Source organism: Enterococcus asini ATCC 700915 (genome assembly GCF_000407365.1).
Taxonomy (GTDB): Bacteria; Bacillota; Bacilli; order Lactobacillales; family Enterococcaceae; genus Enterococcus_C; species Enterococcus_C asini.
On record NZ_ASVU01000002.1, the window covers coordinates 176,490 to 191,831 of the forward strand.

Below are 15,342 nucleotides of genomic sequence, written 5' to 3' on the forward strand. Positions count from 1 at the left end.
AATTTACCAAAAAGGTTTTTGAGTTCGTTCATCTCTACTAAGGTCGATTACTCCAGACACACTCCGCTGAAACCTAGGACAACTGCTAGTATTTTGCGGTATTTTGTTGTATAATCAGGGTTTGAGGAGTGCAGGAATTGTACTCCTCCTTTTTGAGAAAAGGATACGACAACGAGCGTAAGAAGAGGAGTATCGATGTTTTTAAGTTATAAACCAACTTGGATGGTGGAGGCCATCTATCAAATTACCCCAGAACAGTTAAAAACTCAGGGCATCAAAGCCCTTTTGACCGATCTAGACAACACTTTGATTGCCTGGAACAATCCAAATGGTACGGAAGAGCTCCGGGATTGGCTAGCTCAGATGGAAGCAGCAGGGATTCCCGTAATTGTGGTATCCAATAACAATGCCCAACGTGTGGCTAAAGCAATCGCTCCTTTTGGCTTAGCGTATATCTCCCGGGCACTGAAGCCTTTTGCTAGAGGTATCAAGCAGGCGTGTCGCCAGTTATCCTTACCTCCAGAGGCTGTGGTAATGGTAGGAGATCAGCTGATGACCGATATCAAGGCCGCCAACGCTGCGGGGGTCAAGAGTATTTTAGTGAAGCCCGTGGTAAATACGGACGGCTGGAATACCCGCATCAATCGCTTTTTTGAAAGTAAAATTATGCGGCATTTAGTGAAAAAGAATCCAGATATGATCTGGCGAGGTGAATTACATGAGTGAAACAATTGAAAACGAAGCGCTTCATTGTATTGGCTGTGGGGCGGTTATCCAAACGACGACGCCGGACGAACTAGGTTACACGCCTCAGTCCGCTTTGGAAAAGGGGCTAGCCACAGGGGAAGTCTACTGCCAACGCTGCTTCCGTTTGCGTCACTACAATGAAATCCAAGACGTGAGCTTAACCGACGACGACTTCTTGCGCCTGTTAAATGAATTAGGCCAAAAAGACGCCTTAATCGTCAATGTGGTGGATATCTTTGACTTTAACGGCTCACTGATTCCGGGCTTGCATCGCTTTGTAGGGGATAATCCGGTCCTACTCGTAGGCAATAAAGTCGATATCTTACCAAAATCACTGAAGAAGCCGAAGATGACCCAGTGGATGCGGGAGCGGGCTCACGAAGCTGGCTTGCGGCCAGTGGATGTGCTTTTGACCAGCGCGAAAAAGCCAAATGAAATGACCACTCTTTTAGAAACCATTGAAAAATATCGCGAAGGCCGGGATGTTTACGTGGTCGGGGTGACCAATGTAGGTAAATCCACCTTGATTAATGCCATTATCAAGCAAACTGCCGGCATCAAGGAATTGATTACGACTTCGCGATTCCCAGGAACCACCTTGGATAAGATTGAGATTCCATTGGACGATGGCCATTTTCTAATCGATACCCCGGGGATCATTCATCGGCATCAAATGGCGCATTACCTAGGGAAGAAAGACTTAAAAATCATCGCACCTAACAAGGAAATCAAACCGAAAGTCTACCAGTTGAACCCAGGCCAGACATTGTTCTTTGGCGGCTTGGCTCGTTTTGACTTTATCAGCGGGGATCGAGCTTCCTTTACTGCTTTTATGGCCAATGATTTGGAGATTCACCGGACGAAATTGGAAAAAGCAGACGCCTTTTACGAAAAACACGTCGGAGGACTCTTGCAACCCCCTCGCCCGGATGAAGTGGCAAACTTTCCTGAGTTGGTACGCTTTGAGTTTTCGGTTAAAGAAAAGACGGATATCGTCTTTGCCGGCTTAGGCTGGGTAACTGTGCAAAAACCGGCCGTTGTCAGTGGCTGGGCACCAAAAGGCGTGGATGTATTACGGAGAAAAGCATTAGTATAGAGGTATATGGAAGGAACGTGAAAAGATGGAATTACGTGGCAAGCAAAAGCGTTTTTTACGCAGCAAAGCCCATCACCTACAACCGATTTTTCAAGTCGGCAAAGGTGGTTTAAACGAAGCGATGATTCACCAAATCGCAGAAGCACTGGAAAAAAGAGAATTGATTAAAATCACTTTGTTGCAAAATACCGATGAAATTGCCGAAGAGGTGGCGGAGGTTTTACACCAGGAGATCAACTGTGAAATCGTCCAAATCATCGGGCGAGTAGTCGTCTTGTTTAAGCCTTCCAGTAAGGAGAAATACCAAAAAATTTCCCCAGAAGTCAAAGCAATTTAAGTAGCATCGACTTACAAGACAGGAAAGTGAGGGAGTAAGTTGCAAACCAAGATTTCAAAAGGCGTACAAACTTTGGTAGCCAACGCCCAACCTGAGTTTGTAAAACGAAGACAAGTGGGCATCCTTGGGGGGAATTTCAATCCGGTGCATCAAACCCATCTGATTTTAGCCGACCAAGTAGGCCGCTTACTAGGATTGGATCAGGTGTATCTGATGCCGGAATTCCTACCTCCTCATGTGGATGAAAAGCCAACGATTGCCTCAGAGCACCGCTTGGCAATGTTGCAGCTGGCTGTGGCGGACAATCCGCTACTGGCCATTGAGCCCATTGAATTGCAGCGCAAAGGCAAGAGCTATACGTACGAAACCATGAAAGAATTGCGACAGTTGCATCCCGATACTGATTTTTACTTCATTATCGGTGGGGACATGGTGGCGTATTTACCGAAGTGGTACAAGGTGGATGAACTGATGCAGCTAGTCCAATTTGTCGGTGTTCGACGCCCGGGTTATCCGGAAGTTTCGGATTATCCATTAATGTGGGTGGACGTGCCGCTGATGGATTTAAGCTCCACCATGATTCGGCAAAAAGTGGCCCAAGGCTGTTCCATTCGGTATTTTGTGCCGGAAGCCGTGCGGGCCTATATCGAGGAAAAGGGGCTGTATGTGGATGAGTGAAGCATATACGGAAATGGAGCGAGAACTCCTTTTGCAAAAAGTGCAAATGCACATGAGTGAAAAACGCTTTAAACACGTTTTAGGTGTGGAAGAAACCGCAGTCGCTTTGGCCGAAAAATACGGAGCGGATCCTGAGAAAGCTTCAATTGCGGCTTTGTGTCATGATTACGCCAAAGAACGTCCTGATGATGAATTTCAAATGGTGATTCGTCGAGACGGCTTTGATCTTGATTTATTGAATTGGAACAATGCGATTTGGCATGGAGTTGTAGGCGCCGACTTTGTCCAGCGGGAGTTGGGCATTGACGACGAAGAGATTTTAAATGCCATTCGTTTGCATACTACCGGAGCGGCCCAGATGACACTTTTGGATAAAATCATCTATGTGGCGGATTATATCGAGCCAGGTCGGGACTTTCCCGGTGTCCAAGAAGCCCGAGAAATCGCTTTGGTGGATTTAGATGAAGCAGTAGCCTATGAAACCAAACATACGTTAGAACATTTGCTGGCAACAGAAAAAGCTGTGTACCCAAAAACAATTGAAACCTATAATTACTGGGTTGCCAAACACAATCGAAAAGGAGCTGACCTAAAATAGATAGTCAGAAAATATTAGAAATCGCCGTGAAAGCGGCAGATAGTAAACATGCAGAGGACATTTTAGCATTGGACGTGCGGGAAATTTCCCTATTGGCGGATTATTTCGTGATCTGCTCGGCTAATAGTGAGCGCCAAATCAATGCCATTATCGACGAAGTCCTAGAACAAGAAGAAAAAAATGGCGTGGAAGTCAAGCGCATTGAAGGCAAAGACGGGGCCGCTTGGGTGTTAATCGATTTAGGAGATGTGATTGTTCACGTCTTCTCCAATAACGAACGGGCCTTCTACAATTTGGAAAAATTGTGGGCGGATGCACCCCTTGTGGACATCAGTCAGTGGGTCGTGGCGTAATGGCGTACGAAACCTTTGCCTTTGTCTACGATGAGGTAATGGACAAAAATCTTTATGATAAGTGGTTGGCTTTTGCCAAGCGTCATTTAGGTAGCCGCCGGCAAGTGCTGGAGCTTGCTTGTGGTACCGGGGCTTTGGCCGTGGCTTTTGCCAAAGAAGGCTATGAAGTGACTGCTTTGGACCTGTCAGAAGAGATGCTCATGATGGCCAGTGAGCGAGCCTATGAAGAGCAGGTAGACATTCAATTATTAGCGGGAGATATGCAGGACTTGCAAGGTGTGGGCACCTTTGAAGCGGTCACGTGTTTCTCCGACTCTTTGTGCTATATGCCGGATGCGCATAGTGTTCAGCAGGTTTTTGATGAGGTCTATCAGGTTTTAGACGACGAGGGAGTTTTTGTCTTCGATGTCCATTCCCAATACCAAATCAATGAGGTCTTTCCGGAGTACAGCTATCACTACCAAACAGACGAGTTCGCCTTTTTATGGGATAGCTATCAGGATGCACCGGACACGATTCAGCACTTCTTAACCTTTTTTGTTCCTGAGAATCCTGGGACAGATGAGGTGCCTAGCTTGTTTATTAGACAAGATGAAGTCCATGAAGAACGGACCTATCCTTTGAATCAATACGTGAGCATGCTGGAAAACAGCGGCTTTCGTCAAGTAAATTGCTATGCAGATTTTATCGATAGTGCGCCTAATGAAAAGAGCCGTCGTTGGTTTTTTGTCTGCCAGAAGTAAAAAATAGTAGGTATGAAACTGAAACCGAATGATTTGTAATCGGTGCTGCTAGATTCAGTGGCGCGATTATGAATCATTCGGTTTTTTTGTGCAGCGGTCAGGGAGTGGTTTTAGAGACATTCTTTTTAGTAAGATTAGCGTTTTCACAAGACTATTTATGCAAGAGTTGTTATAATTAAGAAGAGTATGACTAATGTCTAGTCATATAATGAATGACCATGATTATGAGGAGGGTTACATTTGACAGAGCAATCGAAATTTCCAAAAGATTTCCTTTGGGGCTCGGCCTCGGCTGCCTATCAAGTAGAAGGTGCCTGGGACGAAGACGGCAAAGGACCTTCAGTTTGGGATGAATTTGTCCGCATTCCAGGGAAAACATTTAAAGGGACCAATGGGGACTTGGCCGTGGATCATTTCCACCGTTACCAAGAAGACATCGCATTAATGAAAGAACAAGGCTTAAAGGCCTATCGTTTCTCCGTTGCCTGGACACGGATTTTCCCAGAAGGCCGGGGAGAGGTTAACCAAGCGGGCTTAGATTTTTACATTCACCTAGTCGATGAGTTGATTGAAAACGGTATCGAACCGGTTTTAACTTTGTACCATTGGGACTTACCTCAAGCTTTGCAAGAGGAATACCAAGGCTGGGAATCCCGCAAAGTGATTGAAGACTTTGTTAATTATGCTGCGGTTTTATTTGAAGCTTTTCGGGGTAAAGTGCACTACTGGGTTAGCTTGAATGAACAAAACATCTTTATTCAAATGGGGTATATGCTCGCCTTGCATCCACCTGGTGTGGTGGACCAAAAACGGATGTATCAAGCCAACCACATTGCCAATTTGGCGAATGCCAGCGTAATCAACAAGTTCCATGAAATGCAAATGCCAGGGAAAATCGGACCAAGTTTTGCCTATACGCCAAATTACGCCATCGATAGCAATCCGGAAAATGTCTTAGCGGCAGAAAATGCCGAAGACTTAATGGCTCATTATTGGATGGATGTCTATGCTTGGGGCGAATACCCAATCGCGATTATGAAATTCTTGGAAAAACAAGGCATCGCACCGACGATTGAAGACGGAGACATGGAGCTTTTGCGCTCAGCGAAACCAGACTTTATGGGGGTTAACTACTATCAGACTGCCACCAATGCCTTCAACCCAATTGATGGGGTTGGTCAAGGGAAGATGAATACCACCGGTAAAAAAGGTAGCTCAGAAGAATCTGGCGTTCCGGGGATGTACAAAAAAGTGGCCAATCCTTTTGTGGACCGGACGAACTGGGATTGGGAAATCGATCCAACAGGGATTCATATCGCCTTGCGCCGGATCACCAGCCGTTACCGCTTGCCGATTTTGATTACAGAAAACGGCTTAGGGGAATACGATAAAATCACGGCAGACAACGAAATCCATGACGACTACCGGATCAAGTATCTAAAAGATCACGTGGCTGCTATAGGGGATGCCATTGAAGAAGGCTGTGATGTATTAGGCTATTGCACTTGGTCATATACGGACCTTTTAAGCTGGTTGAACGGTTATCAGAAACGGTACGGCTTTGTTTACGTGGATCAAGATGAAACCCAAGAAGGTAGCTTGAAGCGTTACAAAAAGGATAGTTACTACTGGTATCAACGGGTAATCACCACGAATGGCGCAAACTTAGACTAAGACAAAAAAGAGGCCGCTTGCGGTCTCTTTTTTGCTTGCAAGGTAGTTGCTTTTCTTCTGGTATAATAAGGCGAGGTGAAAAAATGAAGTCAGTGGGAATCATCGTAGAATACAATCCATTTCACAATGGGCACGCGTATCACGCTAAAATGGCCCGAGAATTAACCGGTGCCCAAGTAGTAATCGCGGTTATGAGTGGGAATTTTTTGCAACGGGGAGAGCCGGCGATTGTCGACAAATGGTTGCGGGCCGAGGCAGCTTTACATAATGGGGTGGACTTAGTCGTGGAACTGCCTGTGCCTTGGTCCTTGCAAGCGGCGGATTATTTTGCCAAAGGGGGCGTCATGCTCTTACAGGCGTTAAACTGTGAGAACCTCTGTTTTGGTACCGAGGGCAGTGCCGACTTTGATTATCAAGCCTTTGGGCGCTTTGCGTGGGAAGAACAAGATCGGGTGGATACCGCCTTCCAAAAGATTACGGATCAAAAAATGACCTATCCCCAAAAGATGAACCAAGTTTATGGAGAACTTTTTCCGAGTTTGCAGTTATCTGGGGAGACCCCTAATCATATCTTAGGACTAACCTATGCCAAGGAAAATGCCAGTTATGCCCATCCCATGAAGCTTTGGTCGATACAGCGGCAAGGAGCAGCCTACCATGATAATGAGCTGACTCAGGAGTTTGCCAGTGCCACAGGAATTCGCCAAGCGTTGCAAGAAGGTAAAGCAGTGAGTGACTGGGTGCCCCAAGAGACAGCTGTTGCCCTTGGAAAACAACAGGTCACTTGGGAAGCCCTCTGGCCACTATTGCGCTATCGGATATTGGCCAGTCGTAAAAGTGATTTACAAAATATCTACCAAATGGTGGAAGGCCTAGAAAGTCGCTTATTGACGGCTGCCCAAAAAGAAGCCGATTTTCAGGGATTTCTCAGCCAAGTGAAGTCCAAACGCTATACTTGGACTAGGATTCAACGCTTGCTTTGCTATACTCTTTTGAACATCACCAAAGAGGAGATGCAGAAGGCGTGGTCAGAACCAGGTTTACGCGTCTTAGGGTACACACCACAAGGTAAAGCCTATCTTCATCAGCAGAAGAAGGCGCTGGGGCTACCGTTACTGTCAAAAATCGGCCAAGGAACGACCATGGAACAGGTCTTAACGAAGCGTAGTGACCAACTTTATCGCCTAGGAGATGAGCGGGTACCGGAGCAAAACACCGGGCGCTTTCCGCAATTCGTGGAATTTCCATAGAAAATGCTTCACAGAATGCTTTTTGACAAGTATAATGGAACAGGATATTTTTCAAAATAACAATTACTGAAAGCGAAGTGTAATTATGGGTCGTAAATGGGCAAATATCGTCGCCAAGAAAACCGCAAAGGATGGAGCGAACAGCCGAATCTATGCTAAGTTTGGGATTGAAATCTATGCAGCCGCAAAATCAGGTGAACCAGATCCCCATGCTAACCAAAAATTGCGGTTCGTAATCGAACGGGCGAAAACATACAATGTACCAAAACACATCATTGACCGGGCGATTGAAAAAGCCAAAGGTAGTGGCGATGAAACATATCAAGAACTTCGTTACGAAGGCTTTGGCCCGAATGGTTCCATGGTTATCGTGGATACGTTAACCAACAATGTCAATCGGACCGCAGCAGACGTTCGCGCGGCCTTTGGGAAAAATGGCGGGAATATGGGTGTTTCCGGTGCTGTTGCGTATATGTTTGATAACACGGCACTCTTTGGGTTTGCCGGTGAGGATGCCGACGAAATCTTGGAATACTTGATGGATCAAGACATTGATGTGCGTGACGTGGAAGAAGACGAAGGCCAAATCGTAGTCTACGGAGAAGCAGAAGACTTCAGCGCCATTAACAACGCTTTGAAAGAAAAAGGCATCACTGATTTTTCCGTAGCCGAATTGCAAATGGTCCCTCAAAATGAAGTGACCTTGTCCGGGGATGACTTGGAACAGTTCGAAAAAATGATTGATGCATTGGAAGATTTAGAAGACGTACAATCTGTTTATCACAACGTTGAATTAGAAGACTAAAAAAAACGAGGCCGGTGAAAACCGGCTTCGTTTTTTTAATCAACATTTTCATAGTGGTCAAAAAGAACGACTTGATTTTGAGACTCGCGCTTTAAAAATTCCTTTGGGGTAATGTGGAACTCTTCTTTAAAAGCCCGCAGAAAGTGGGTATAAGATTGAAAGCCACACAGACTATAGACTTCCGTGGAAGAACGGTATTTTCGCAAAAGCTGCTTACTGTAAAGCAGGCGCTTTTTCAAAATGAAGGAATGCAAATTAATGCCAGAAGCCTTTTTAAAGGAACGAGACAAGGAATATTTATTGGTATAAAATTTTTCCGCTAAACTGTCCAAGGTCAAGGAAGCGTCCAGGTTTTCATTGATGTAATCAATCACTTGGGGAATCAAGGCATCCTTATTGTTGGGACTGTTTGTGGAAGGGGACACTAAGCTGTGTTCTTGCTTTTGACTCAGGCGATTTAGAAAAATAAGAAAACGCAAAAGATGGACTTCATATTCCAAATCTTCCCCATAAGCTGTCCCTGGTTCCTGGTTCAAAGGCGCTAGCAAGCTCTCCAATTCATTAGGATCTAGTTGCAAGAAACGATTGTGCCCTGAGCCTAAAAAGCGAAAGGCCTCGGCTAAATCACTTCTTGAAGTAGAGTGGCTCTGTAAATACTGAGGCGTCACAAAAATATAACAACGCCGAAAGGATTCTGTCTTTTGGCTCAAGACTCGATGCAAGTCATTGGGGGAGATCAACGTAACTGTGCCTGGGCGCAAGTGGTACTCGTGATTGTCCACATAAAAAACACCTTCTCCTTCCAAAGTACAGTGAATCTCGTAAAAGTCATGGTAGTGATAAAGAGTGTTTTCCTCCGAGACGAAATCATCCACGAGGAAGACCTCAAAACGATCAGAAATCATAGTATTAGCAACGGATGGAACGATTTGTTTAGTCATGTCAGCCTGCCTTTCCATCTCCAATAGTACAAGAAAAGATAGTTTTAAGTCAATAGATGCTATTTTATTGTAAGCGATTTTTGTTATTATCAAGGAGTAGAGAAAACTAGTAAAGGAGCACACATCATGGACATCATTTTAGAAGAATTGTTCGTTCCAAAGCAAACTATCTTGGACAAAATTGATTTGATGATGGATAATTTAACAACCATCAAAGATAACGGGGACTTCTTATTGGACTTCGACGGCTTGAAAGTCGACGATAAGAGTTGGACTGTTTGGAACTGGCCACAAGGGGTCGGTCTATATGGGATTTATAAAAACTACCAATTAACCAAAAATCCAAAGGCTTTGCAAATCGTAACGGATTGGTTTGAAGCGAGGATGATCGAAGGCGCGCCTCCAAAAAATGTCAATACCATGGCACCATTGTTGACTATGGCGTATCTTTATGAAGATACCAAAGATTCTCGCTACTTGGCTTACTTGGAACAATGGGCAGAATGGGTCATGCGCGACATGCCCCGGACCAATGAAAACGGCTTGCAACACGCAACCTATGGCCCGGCGAACACCAACCAATTGTGGGATGACACGTTGATGATGACCGTTTTGCCATTGGCGAAAATCGGTTTGTTACTAGACCGTCCTGAATATGTGGAAGAAGCAAAATACCAATTCTTAATCCATACAAAATACTTGATGGATAAAAAGACTGGCTTGTGGTACCACGGCTGGACTTTCGAAGGCAACCACAACTATGCGGAAGCTTTCTGGGCCCGGGGAAATTGCTGGTTGACCATCGCAATTCCGGAAATTATCGAAATCCTTGACTTACGGGAAGGAGACTACTTGCGCACCTTCTTATTGAATACTTTGGAAGCACAAGTGAAAGCTTTGGCAAATTACCAAGACGAATCCGGTTTGTGGCATACTTTGCTTGACGACGATACTTCTTACTTGGAATCTTCTGCAACAGCCGGCTTTGCTTACGGGATTTTAAAAGCCGTTCACAAACGCTACCTAGGCAAAGAATACGAAGAAGTTGCGTATAAAGCCATCGAAGGTTTGTTGGGCGAAATCGACGAAACCGGGGAAGTCCAACACGTTTCCATCGGGACTGGTATGGGCGACAGCTTGCAATTCTACAAAGAAATCGGCATCACCGCCATGCCTTATGGCCAATCTTTAACCGTTTTGGCATTCACTGAGTTCTTAGTCTCTTACTGCTAAGACTTGACAGTTGTTCAACAATAGCGCATGCTAATAAAAAAGACTAGGCCTGAACAGTTCGCTGTTCGGGCCTAGTTCTTATCAAGAAAGGGGTCGTTTTATAATGTTTAACTTAGCAATTCGCGGTCATGATTTAAGCGGCGTTCAAACACCAGAGGATTTGGCAGAAAAAGCCGCAGTTCAAGAAATTCACAACTTGCAATTGGCTTTAGGAGCGAGCTTTCCTAACATGGACAGCAGCGCACAAGCAATCAATCCAGGTATGGGCACTTACTTCAAAAATACTTTGGCTAAAAAGGACCTACAAGTAGCGATTTTAAGTTGCTATTCCAACTTGATTCATCCCGATCCAGTTGCCCGGGAAGAAATCTTGCAAAAATTCGAAGCTTATTTAGCCCACGCACGCTTTTTCGGGGCTTCCATGGTAGCGTCTGAAACCGGTTCAGTGATTCCTGGCCTAGGTTACACGGAAGATAATTTCCAAGATGAAGTCTTTGAAGATTTAATCGGCGTAGTCAAACGGCTAGTAGCCAAAGGGGAAAAAATGGGCACCTTGGTGGGAATCGAAGGGGGCTTGAACCATCCTTTGTATTCCTTAGATCGTATCGATCAATTACTAGCAGCGATTGACTCGGAATACTTGGGAATCATTTTGGACCCCTCTAATCTGATCACTCCCGAAAATTATGAAAGTCAAGTGGCTATCGTGAAAGATGCGTTTGAACGCTTTGGCGACAAAATCTGTGCCTTTCACTTGAAGGATTTCGTGATTGAAGAAGGGAAAGTTCAACCTGTGGACTTTGGGACGGGCCTGATGAATACCCAAGCGATCTTAGATATCATTGCCTCTTACAAGCCCTATTGCTATGTGGTCTTGGAAGGAACGCAAAATGACGCCATTAAACGCGCGGTCAAAGCCATTAATGGCTAAACCGAAGAAACTTTAAAAAAACTGTAAACCGTCTTTTACTGTGAGAAAAAGACGGTTTACAGTTTTTTGCTAGACTAGTACTTGTTGTTTGACGAACTGTTTAGGCGTAATACCGGTGATCTTTTTGAAGGTCTGAACGAAGTATTCTGGGGAATTACCGAAGCCGGTCATGGCGGCGACTTCATATACTTTATAGTTTTGTTGGAGGAGTTCTTGGGCTTTCGCGATGCGGTATTCCGCCAGTTTTTTATTGAATCTCACTTTCGTTTCTTTGTAATAAGTTTTCCCAAGGTATTCCGGATTTAGATAAAGTAGGCGATTGGCAATCCATTTTAGGGAAAGTGATTCCCGGTCGTAATACTCTTCGATAATCAGATTCACCTTATGGGAAAGCTTCATATTTTCCTGATTACTCAACGTACTACGCATGAGGTCAATGCAATGCATCAACATGAAGGAAAGTTCATGCCAATCATTAAGAAGCATAATTTTAGGTGAATAGTCGTCGAAGGTGCTATCTCGTTTTACTGGATATAGGTCAAATATTGTAGTAAGTAGTTCATTGATTTGGAGACGTAAGAGCTGGACAGGATAGAGCTCGCTACGACAAGTGTCAAAAAAAGTTTCGGTTAAGACTTGGGCTCGAGTGAGCTCGCCTTGGTTTAAATATTGTAGTAGCTTTTCACGAAACTCGACGTAAATCTGATTTTCATAAACTTTCTCCCGAAGAATGCGCTCTTGATTGATAATCTGGAACTCATCGAAGTAAAATTCCTTATCTAAATTGCGCTTGCCCAAATAAAAGCGAAACAGAAAGTCTTCGGCGTCTTGTACTTGACAGTGAATGGCGATACCTTTACCCAATTGAACTTCTTCCAAAGCAGTGATCAAGAAGCCACCTAAACTACCTGTGGAACCGGAGTTCAAAAGATAACCAACCTTACTGTGGTGGCCCACGAAAGCTGGGTTATTTTCCCGATAGTTTTTACTGATTTTCGCCAACTGTGGGTAAAAGCGTGAATCAAAGAGGTAGAGGTCGAAAGGAAAAGATAGCGATTCAGGCAAAGCTTCCACCCCTGAGCTACTTAAAAAGCGTTCAATCTGTCGACGCTGGTAAAGTTTAGACTCTTCTTGTTGACGCTCAGCCACTGCTAAGCAATCTCGGACTGCTTCGTACATCATCCCAGGAATCAACGGCTTCTCCAAAAAATGCTTGACCCCTAAAGCCATGGCTTCCTTGGCGTATGAAAAACTGCCGAACCCTGTTAAGATGATAATTTGCAGTGTAGGGTCCAAATTTTTAAGCGCTTTAATTAATTCGATGCCGTTTAAATTTGGCATATTAATATCAGTGACGATGACATCGATTTTTTTCTGTTGACAAATGATTAAGGCTTCTTCACTGTCCAGGCAGACATCCGTCACTTCTAAAGGGAGATTGTATCCGGAAATTAGAGTAGCTACGCCTTTAGCAATCAATGGTTCGTCGTCTACTACGAGTATCTTTTTCATAATGACTCCTTTGCAGTATAGGATTGAGATTTGTTTAAGGGAATATTGAATTTCACGACTGTTTTTTTAAACGGGATTGACTTGGCAATTTGTAAACGAGAAGTTGGACCGTAATGCAAAGCCAAACGTTTTTGGATGTTTTTTAAGCCAATGCCGCCGTCCCGTTCAATTGAAAAGTGTGGTTTAAATCCTGGACCGTTGTCACTAACCGTAACCCAGAGATTGTCTTGAGCCATTTCCACACTGAGTACGAGCTGACAGGTCGTCTTCATATTGCTGACGGCGTATTTGAAGACATTCTCGATTAAAGGCTGAATCAAAAGTTTTGGCACAGGTAAAGAGAGATCGTCTACTAGGATTAAGGAAATAAATTCGATGCGTTTTTCAAAGCGTACCTTTTGGATGCGAATATAGGCATCCACGATATCCAGTTCGTCTTGTAAAGTAACGAATTCTGAATTAGTATCGATTTTTTTCCGGAACAAGTAGGCTAGGGAAGTCACCATTTCGGCGATTTGTGATTGATTATTAGCAATTGCTAGCCAATTAATGGAATCCAAGGTGTTGTATAGAAAATGGGGATCTAGCTGTGATTGAAGACTCTTAAATTCCACCTCTTGCGAAAGAATGCGCATTTCGTAATTGTCTTTGATCAAGGTATTGATGTCTTCAATCATGATATTGTAGCTGTCATATAAAATGGCGATTTCTTCTTGGGGATCTGCTGGCAAAGCCAGGGTTTTTAAGGATTGCAATTCCTTGGTCTCATTAATGGCGAGCATTTGATTGGCCAAGTTAGTAATCGGCCGGGTCAGTTGATTGCTAATTTTGTGAATGCCCCAAATAATCGCCAATAAGAATGGCAAGAAAATCAAAACGAACAGCCATTGCAATTGATAAAGATCGGCTAGAATCTGATTTTCGGGAATCAAGTAAATAAAACGCCCTTGGTCCATGGGGGAGTCTGCCGTAACATAATAATAACTATCCTGAGAGAGCTTGGTGATGCCAAAAGATTCAGACAAGGTAGGTTCGATCTGATCATATTGGGTAATGAAGTTTTGGGCATCTACTTGATTTGCCGGACTATATAAGGCGTTTTCATAATCTAGTAAGAAAAAACTGTCTTCTGCCAAGGCGGCAAAATTCTGACGTTCTAATTGAAAAAAAGTGGTATCCACGAAAAAAATTACTGTACCAATATGATTCAAAGAGAGATTGTCACTGGCAAAAATCTTGCGCACATAGACTCCCTGGGAAAGGGTATCGCTGAAAAACCATTTCCCTTTAGCGGGATGATCCGGTAAATCCCTAATCAAATCATCCACGGACAATTGGTTAATAATATTTTTCTTAGAGTCAATGAAACTGATCAGGCTTTCTTTTTTTGGACTTAGCAAATAGACATTGCGAATGTTTGAGTTATTCCTAGTAATTTGGTTGACCTCACGAACCAGCTGATTTTTTAAAGTGATTGAGGTATCATTGTCGGTTTGCTGTGTAAAATCTGTCAAGAGACTTTGGAGTGTGGGACTGTCGATGACATTTAAGGACAAATCTTCTACAGCCGTAAGTTTCTCGCCGGTGTCTTTGGCTAAAAGGCTAATATCCTTATAAGCAGAGACCTTGGTTTTTTCTAAATAGGCATTGCGCCAGACTAGAGTCATCAAAAGTGTTACTAGTAAAACAAGTAATATAGTAACGAGAAAAGCGATTTGCAATTGCGTTTTAAAAGAAGTGTTTTTAAAGCGTTTGATCCATTTCCGCTGGTTCATCCTGCTGACCCTTTCCCCCTTGTAAGGCTTTGGTTTTTTGAATCATCTGACTGTGGAAGAACTCGGCAAAAAACAAAATGGTCGAACCACCGAAAATCAAAGCCAGAGAAGATTTACTGCCAAAGAGTAGTGAAAAAAGATAGACGGTGGTAAGTAGCGCCAAGGCCTGTAAGGGATAACGGAAAACCATAAAAAGAGTTGTTTTCAGACATTCTCGAAAGGCTACATCATCAGCCTTTGCATAGGTCAAAAAGCTCATCAGCAAAAGATAGACTAAAACCATTCCTAATAAAGTATATGCCGGAGCAATCCAAGGAGCGGCTACTAGAACTGCTACAATTCGTAAATTCACTATAAGAACTGCTAGGAAAGCCGTATAGAGACAACCAACCAAAGAAAACTTCTTAAAGTTCTGCTTATAGGCCTGCCAAAAATCGGTAAAGGAATATTCGCGTCTGCTTTCTCGATAGTCATGTAAAAAGCGTACCGTGATCGCCGTAGCTGGACCAATTCCCAATAGAATGCCTCCTAGAAGAGTAAATAGTAGCCATTGCAAATTTAGCTGTGCCATATAGGAGACGATTCCAAAGAAGCTATAGATGCCATTTTGTAGTTTTTTCATGTTTGTTTCTCCTGTAGTTAATTTTTAGAAACCCTTTTCAAAAACAG

At 43.7% G+C, this 15,342-nt stretch carries 16 protein-coding genes; 12 read left to right on the top strand and 4 right to left on the bottom strand.

Going from position 1 to position 15,342, the window contains the following annotated elements:
* Positions 1-195 precede the first annotated feature (195 nt).
* The 10 genes from I579_RS10780 (at position 196) to I579_RS10825 (ending at position 8,281) form a co-directional block, all read left to right on the top strand.
* Entirely contained in the window at positions 196-726 is a 531-nt protein-coding gene (locus I579_RS10780; RefSeq protein ID WP_010753432.1) for a YqeG family HAD IIIA-type phosphatase, read from the top strand.
* Positions 719-1,843 carry a ribosome biogenesis GTPase YqeH gene (gene yqeH, locus I579_RS10785; protein WP_010753433.1) on the top strand — a complete coding sequence of 375 codons (1,125 nt, stop codon included), beginning with the start codon at positions 719-721 and terminating at the stop codon, positions 1,841-1,843. The genes I579_RS10780 and yqeH overlap by 8 nt, the downstream gene beginning before the upstream one ends.
* Positions 1,844-1,868: 25 nt before the next feature.
* Entirely contained in the window at positions 1,869-2,180 is a 312-nt protein-coding gene (yhbY, locus tag I579_RS10790) for a ribosome assembly RNA-binding protein YhbY (RefSeq protein ID WP_010753434.1), read from the top strand.
* A gap of 51 nt (positions 2,181-2,231) precedes the next feature.
* Positions 2,232-2,858 carry a nicotinate-nucleotide adenylyltransferase gene (locus I579_RS10795; RefSeq protein ID WP_051091741.1) on the top strand — a complete coding sequence of 209 codons (627 nt, stop codon included), beginning with the start codon at positions 2,232-2,234 and terminating at the stop codon, positions 2,856-2,858.
* Positions 2,845-3,456 carry a bis(5'-nucleosyl)-tetraphosphatase (symmetrical) YqeK gene (gene yqeK, locus I579_RS10800; protein WP_034810341.1) on the top strand — a complete coding sequence of 204 codons (612 nt, stop codon included), beginning with the start codon at positions 2,845-2,847 and terminating at the stop codon, positions 3,454-3,456. The genes I579_RS10795 and yqeK overlap by 14 nt, the downstream gene beginning before the upstream one ends.
* An 11-nt stretch (positions 3,457-3,467) precedes the next feature.
* Positions 3,468-3,809 carry a ribosome silencing factor gene (gene rsfS, locus I579_RS10805; protein ID WP_174270004.1) on the top strand — a complete coding sequence of 114 codons (342 nt, stop codon included), beginning with the start codon at positions 3,468-3,470 and terminating at the stop codon, positions 3,807-3,809.
* A complete protein-coding gene (locus I579_RS10810) occupies positions 3,809-4,552 on the top strand; it encodes a class I SAM-dependent DNA methyltransferase (RefSeq protein ID WP_010753438.1) in 744 nt (247 codons plus the stop codon). Before rsfS ends, I579_RS10810 begins: the two co-directional genes overlap by 1 nt.
* Positions 4,553-4,792: 240 nt before the next feature.
* The gene (locus I579_RS10815) at positions 4,793-6,226 is read left to right on the top strand and encodes a glycoside hydrolase family 1 protein (protein ID WP_010753439.1); all 1,434 of its coding nucleotides are present in this window, start codon (positions 4,793-4,795) and stop codon (positions 6,224-6,226) included.
* Between the two features lie 83 nt (positions 6,227-6,309).
* On the top strand, positions 6,310-7,476 hold the full coding sequence (locus tag I579_RS10820) for a nucleotidyltransferase (RefSeq protein ID WP_010753440.1): 1,167 nt from the start codon (positions 6,310-6,312) through the stop codon (positions 7,474-7,476).
* Between the two features lie 85 nt (positions 7,477-7,561).
* Entirely contained in the window at positions 7,562-8,281 is a 720-nt protein-coding gene (locus I579_RS10825) for a YebC/PmpR family DNA-binding transcriptional regulator (protein WP_010753441.1), read from the top strand.
* A gap of 35 nt (positions 8,282-8,316) precedes the next feature.
* On the opposite strand, the gene I579_RS10830 is transcribed toward I579_RS10825, so the two are convergent.
* Positions 8,317-9,222 carry an AraC family transcriptional regulator gene (locus I579_RS10830; RefSeq protein WP_010753442.1) on the bottom strand — a complete coding sequence of 302 codons (906 nt, stop codon included), beginning with the start codon at positions 9,220-9,222 and terminating at the stop codon, positions 8,317-8,319.
* A 126-nt stretch (positions 9,223-9,348) separates the two neighbouring features.
* On the opposite strand from I579_RS10830, the gene bglB reads away from it, so the two are divergent.
* Together bglB and I579_RS10840 are read left to right on the top strand one after the other, a co-directional pair.
* Entirely contained in the window at positions 9,349-10,455 is a 1,107-nt protein-coding gene (gene bglB / locus I579_RS10835) for a beta-galactosidase BglB (protein WP_010753443.1), read from the top strand.
* Positions 10,456-10,558: 103 nt separating this feature from the next.
* Positions 10,559-11,386 (top strand): sugar phosphate isomerase/epimerase family protein, encoded by an 828-nt coding sequence (locus tag I579_RS10840; protein WP_010753444.1) that lies wholly within the window; start codon positions 10,559-10,561, stop codon positions 11,384-11,386.
* 69 nt (positions 11,387-11,455) lie between these two features.
* Here I579_RS10840 and I579_RS10845 read toward each other — a convergent pair whose 3' ends face one another.
* From I579_RS10845 to I579_RS10855, 3 genes are read right to left on the bottom strand one after another with little or no spacing between them, the layout of a single operon-like run.
* The gene (locus tag I579_RS10845; protein WP_010753445.1) at positions 11,456-12,898 is read right to left on the bottom strand and encodes a response regulator; all 1,443 of its coding nucleotides are present in this window, start codon (positions 12,896-12,898) and stop codon (positions 11,456-11,458) included.
* Positions 12,895-14,673 carry a sensor histidine kinase gene (locus I579_RS10850; protein ID WP_010753446.1) on the bottom strand — a complete coding sequence of 593 codons (1,779 nt, stop codon included), beginning with the start codon at positions 14,671-14,673 and terminating at the stop codon, positions 12,895-12,897. The genes I579_RS10845 and I579_RS10850 overlap by 4 nt, the downstream gene beginning before the upstream one ends.
* Positions 14,642-15,295 carry a YesL family protein gene (locus I579_RS10855; protein ID WP_010753447.1) on the bottom strand — a complete coding sequence of 218 codons (654 nt, stop codon included), beginning with the start codon at positions 15,293-15,295 and terminating at the stop codon, positions 14,642-14,644. The genes I579_RS10850 and I579_RS10855 overlap by 32 nt, the downstream gene beginning before the upstream one ends.
* Positions 15,296-15,342 lie beyond the last annotated feature (47 nt).

What these genes read in the sequence shown, in the direction of transcription:
- I579_RS10780 (WP_010753432.1), top strand. Translation starts at nt 196, where the DNA reads ATGTTTTTAAGTTATAAACCAACTTGGATGGTGGAGGCCATCTATCAA.
- yqeH (WP_010753433.1), top strand. Translation starts at nt 719, where the DNA reads ATGAGTGAAACAATTGAAAACGAAGCGCTTCATTGTATTGGCTGTGGG.
- yhbY (WP_010753434.1), top strand. Translation starts at nt 1,869, where the DNA reads ATGGAATTACGTGGCAAGCAAAAGCGTTTTTTACGCAGCAAAGCCCAT.
- yqeK (WP_034810341.1), top strand. Translation starts at nt 2,845, where the DNA reads ATGTGGATGAGTGAAGCATATACGGAAATGGAGCGAGAACTCCTTTTG.
- I579_RS10810 (WP_010753438.1), top strand. Translation starts at nt 3,809, where the DNA reads ATGGCGTACGAAACCTTTGCCTTTGTCTACGATGAGGTAATGGACAAA.
- I579_RS10820 (WP_010753440.1), top strand. Translation starts at nt 6,310, where the DNA reads ATGAAGTCAGTGGGAATCATCGTAGAATACAATCCATTTCACAATGGG.
- I579_RS10825 (WP_010753441.1), top strand. Translation starts at nt 7,562, where the DNA reads ATGGGTCGTAAATGGGCAAATATCGTCGCCAAGAAAACCGCAAAGGAT.
- I579_RS10830 (WP_010753442.1), bottom strand. Translation starts at nt 9,222, where the DNA reads ATGACTAAACAAATCGTTCCATCCGTTGCTAATACTATGATTTCTGAT.
- bglB (WP_010753443.1), top strand. Translation starts at nt 9,349, where the DNA reads ATGGACATCATTTTAGAAGAATTGTTCGTTCCAAAGCAAACTATCTTG.
- I579_RS10840 (WP_010753444.1), top strand. Translation starts at nt 10,559, where the DNA reads ATGTTTAACTTAGCAATTCGCGGTCATGATTTAAGCGGCGTTCAAACA.
- I579_RS10845 (WP_010753445.1), bottom strand. Translation starts at nt 12,898, where the DNA reads ATGAAAAAGATACTCGTAGTAGACGACGAACCATTGATTGCTAAAGGC.
- I579_RS10850 (WP_010753446.1), bottom strand. Translation starts at nt 14,673, where the DNA reads ATGAACCAGCGGAAATGGATCAAACGCTTTAAAAACACTTCTTTTAAA.
- I579_RS10855 (WP_010753447.1), bottom strand. Translation starts at nt 15,295, where the DNA reads ATGAAAAAACTACAAAATGGCATCTATAGCTTCTTTGGAATCGTCTCC.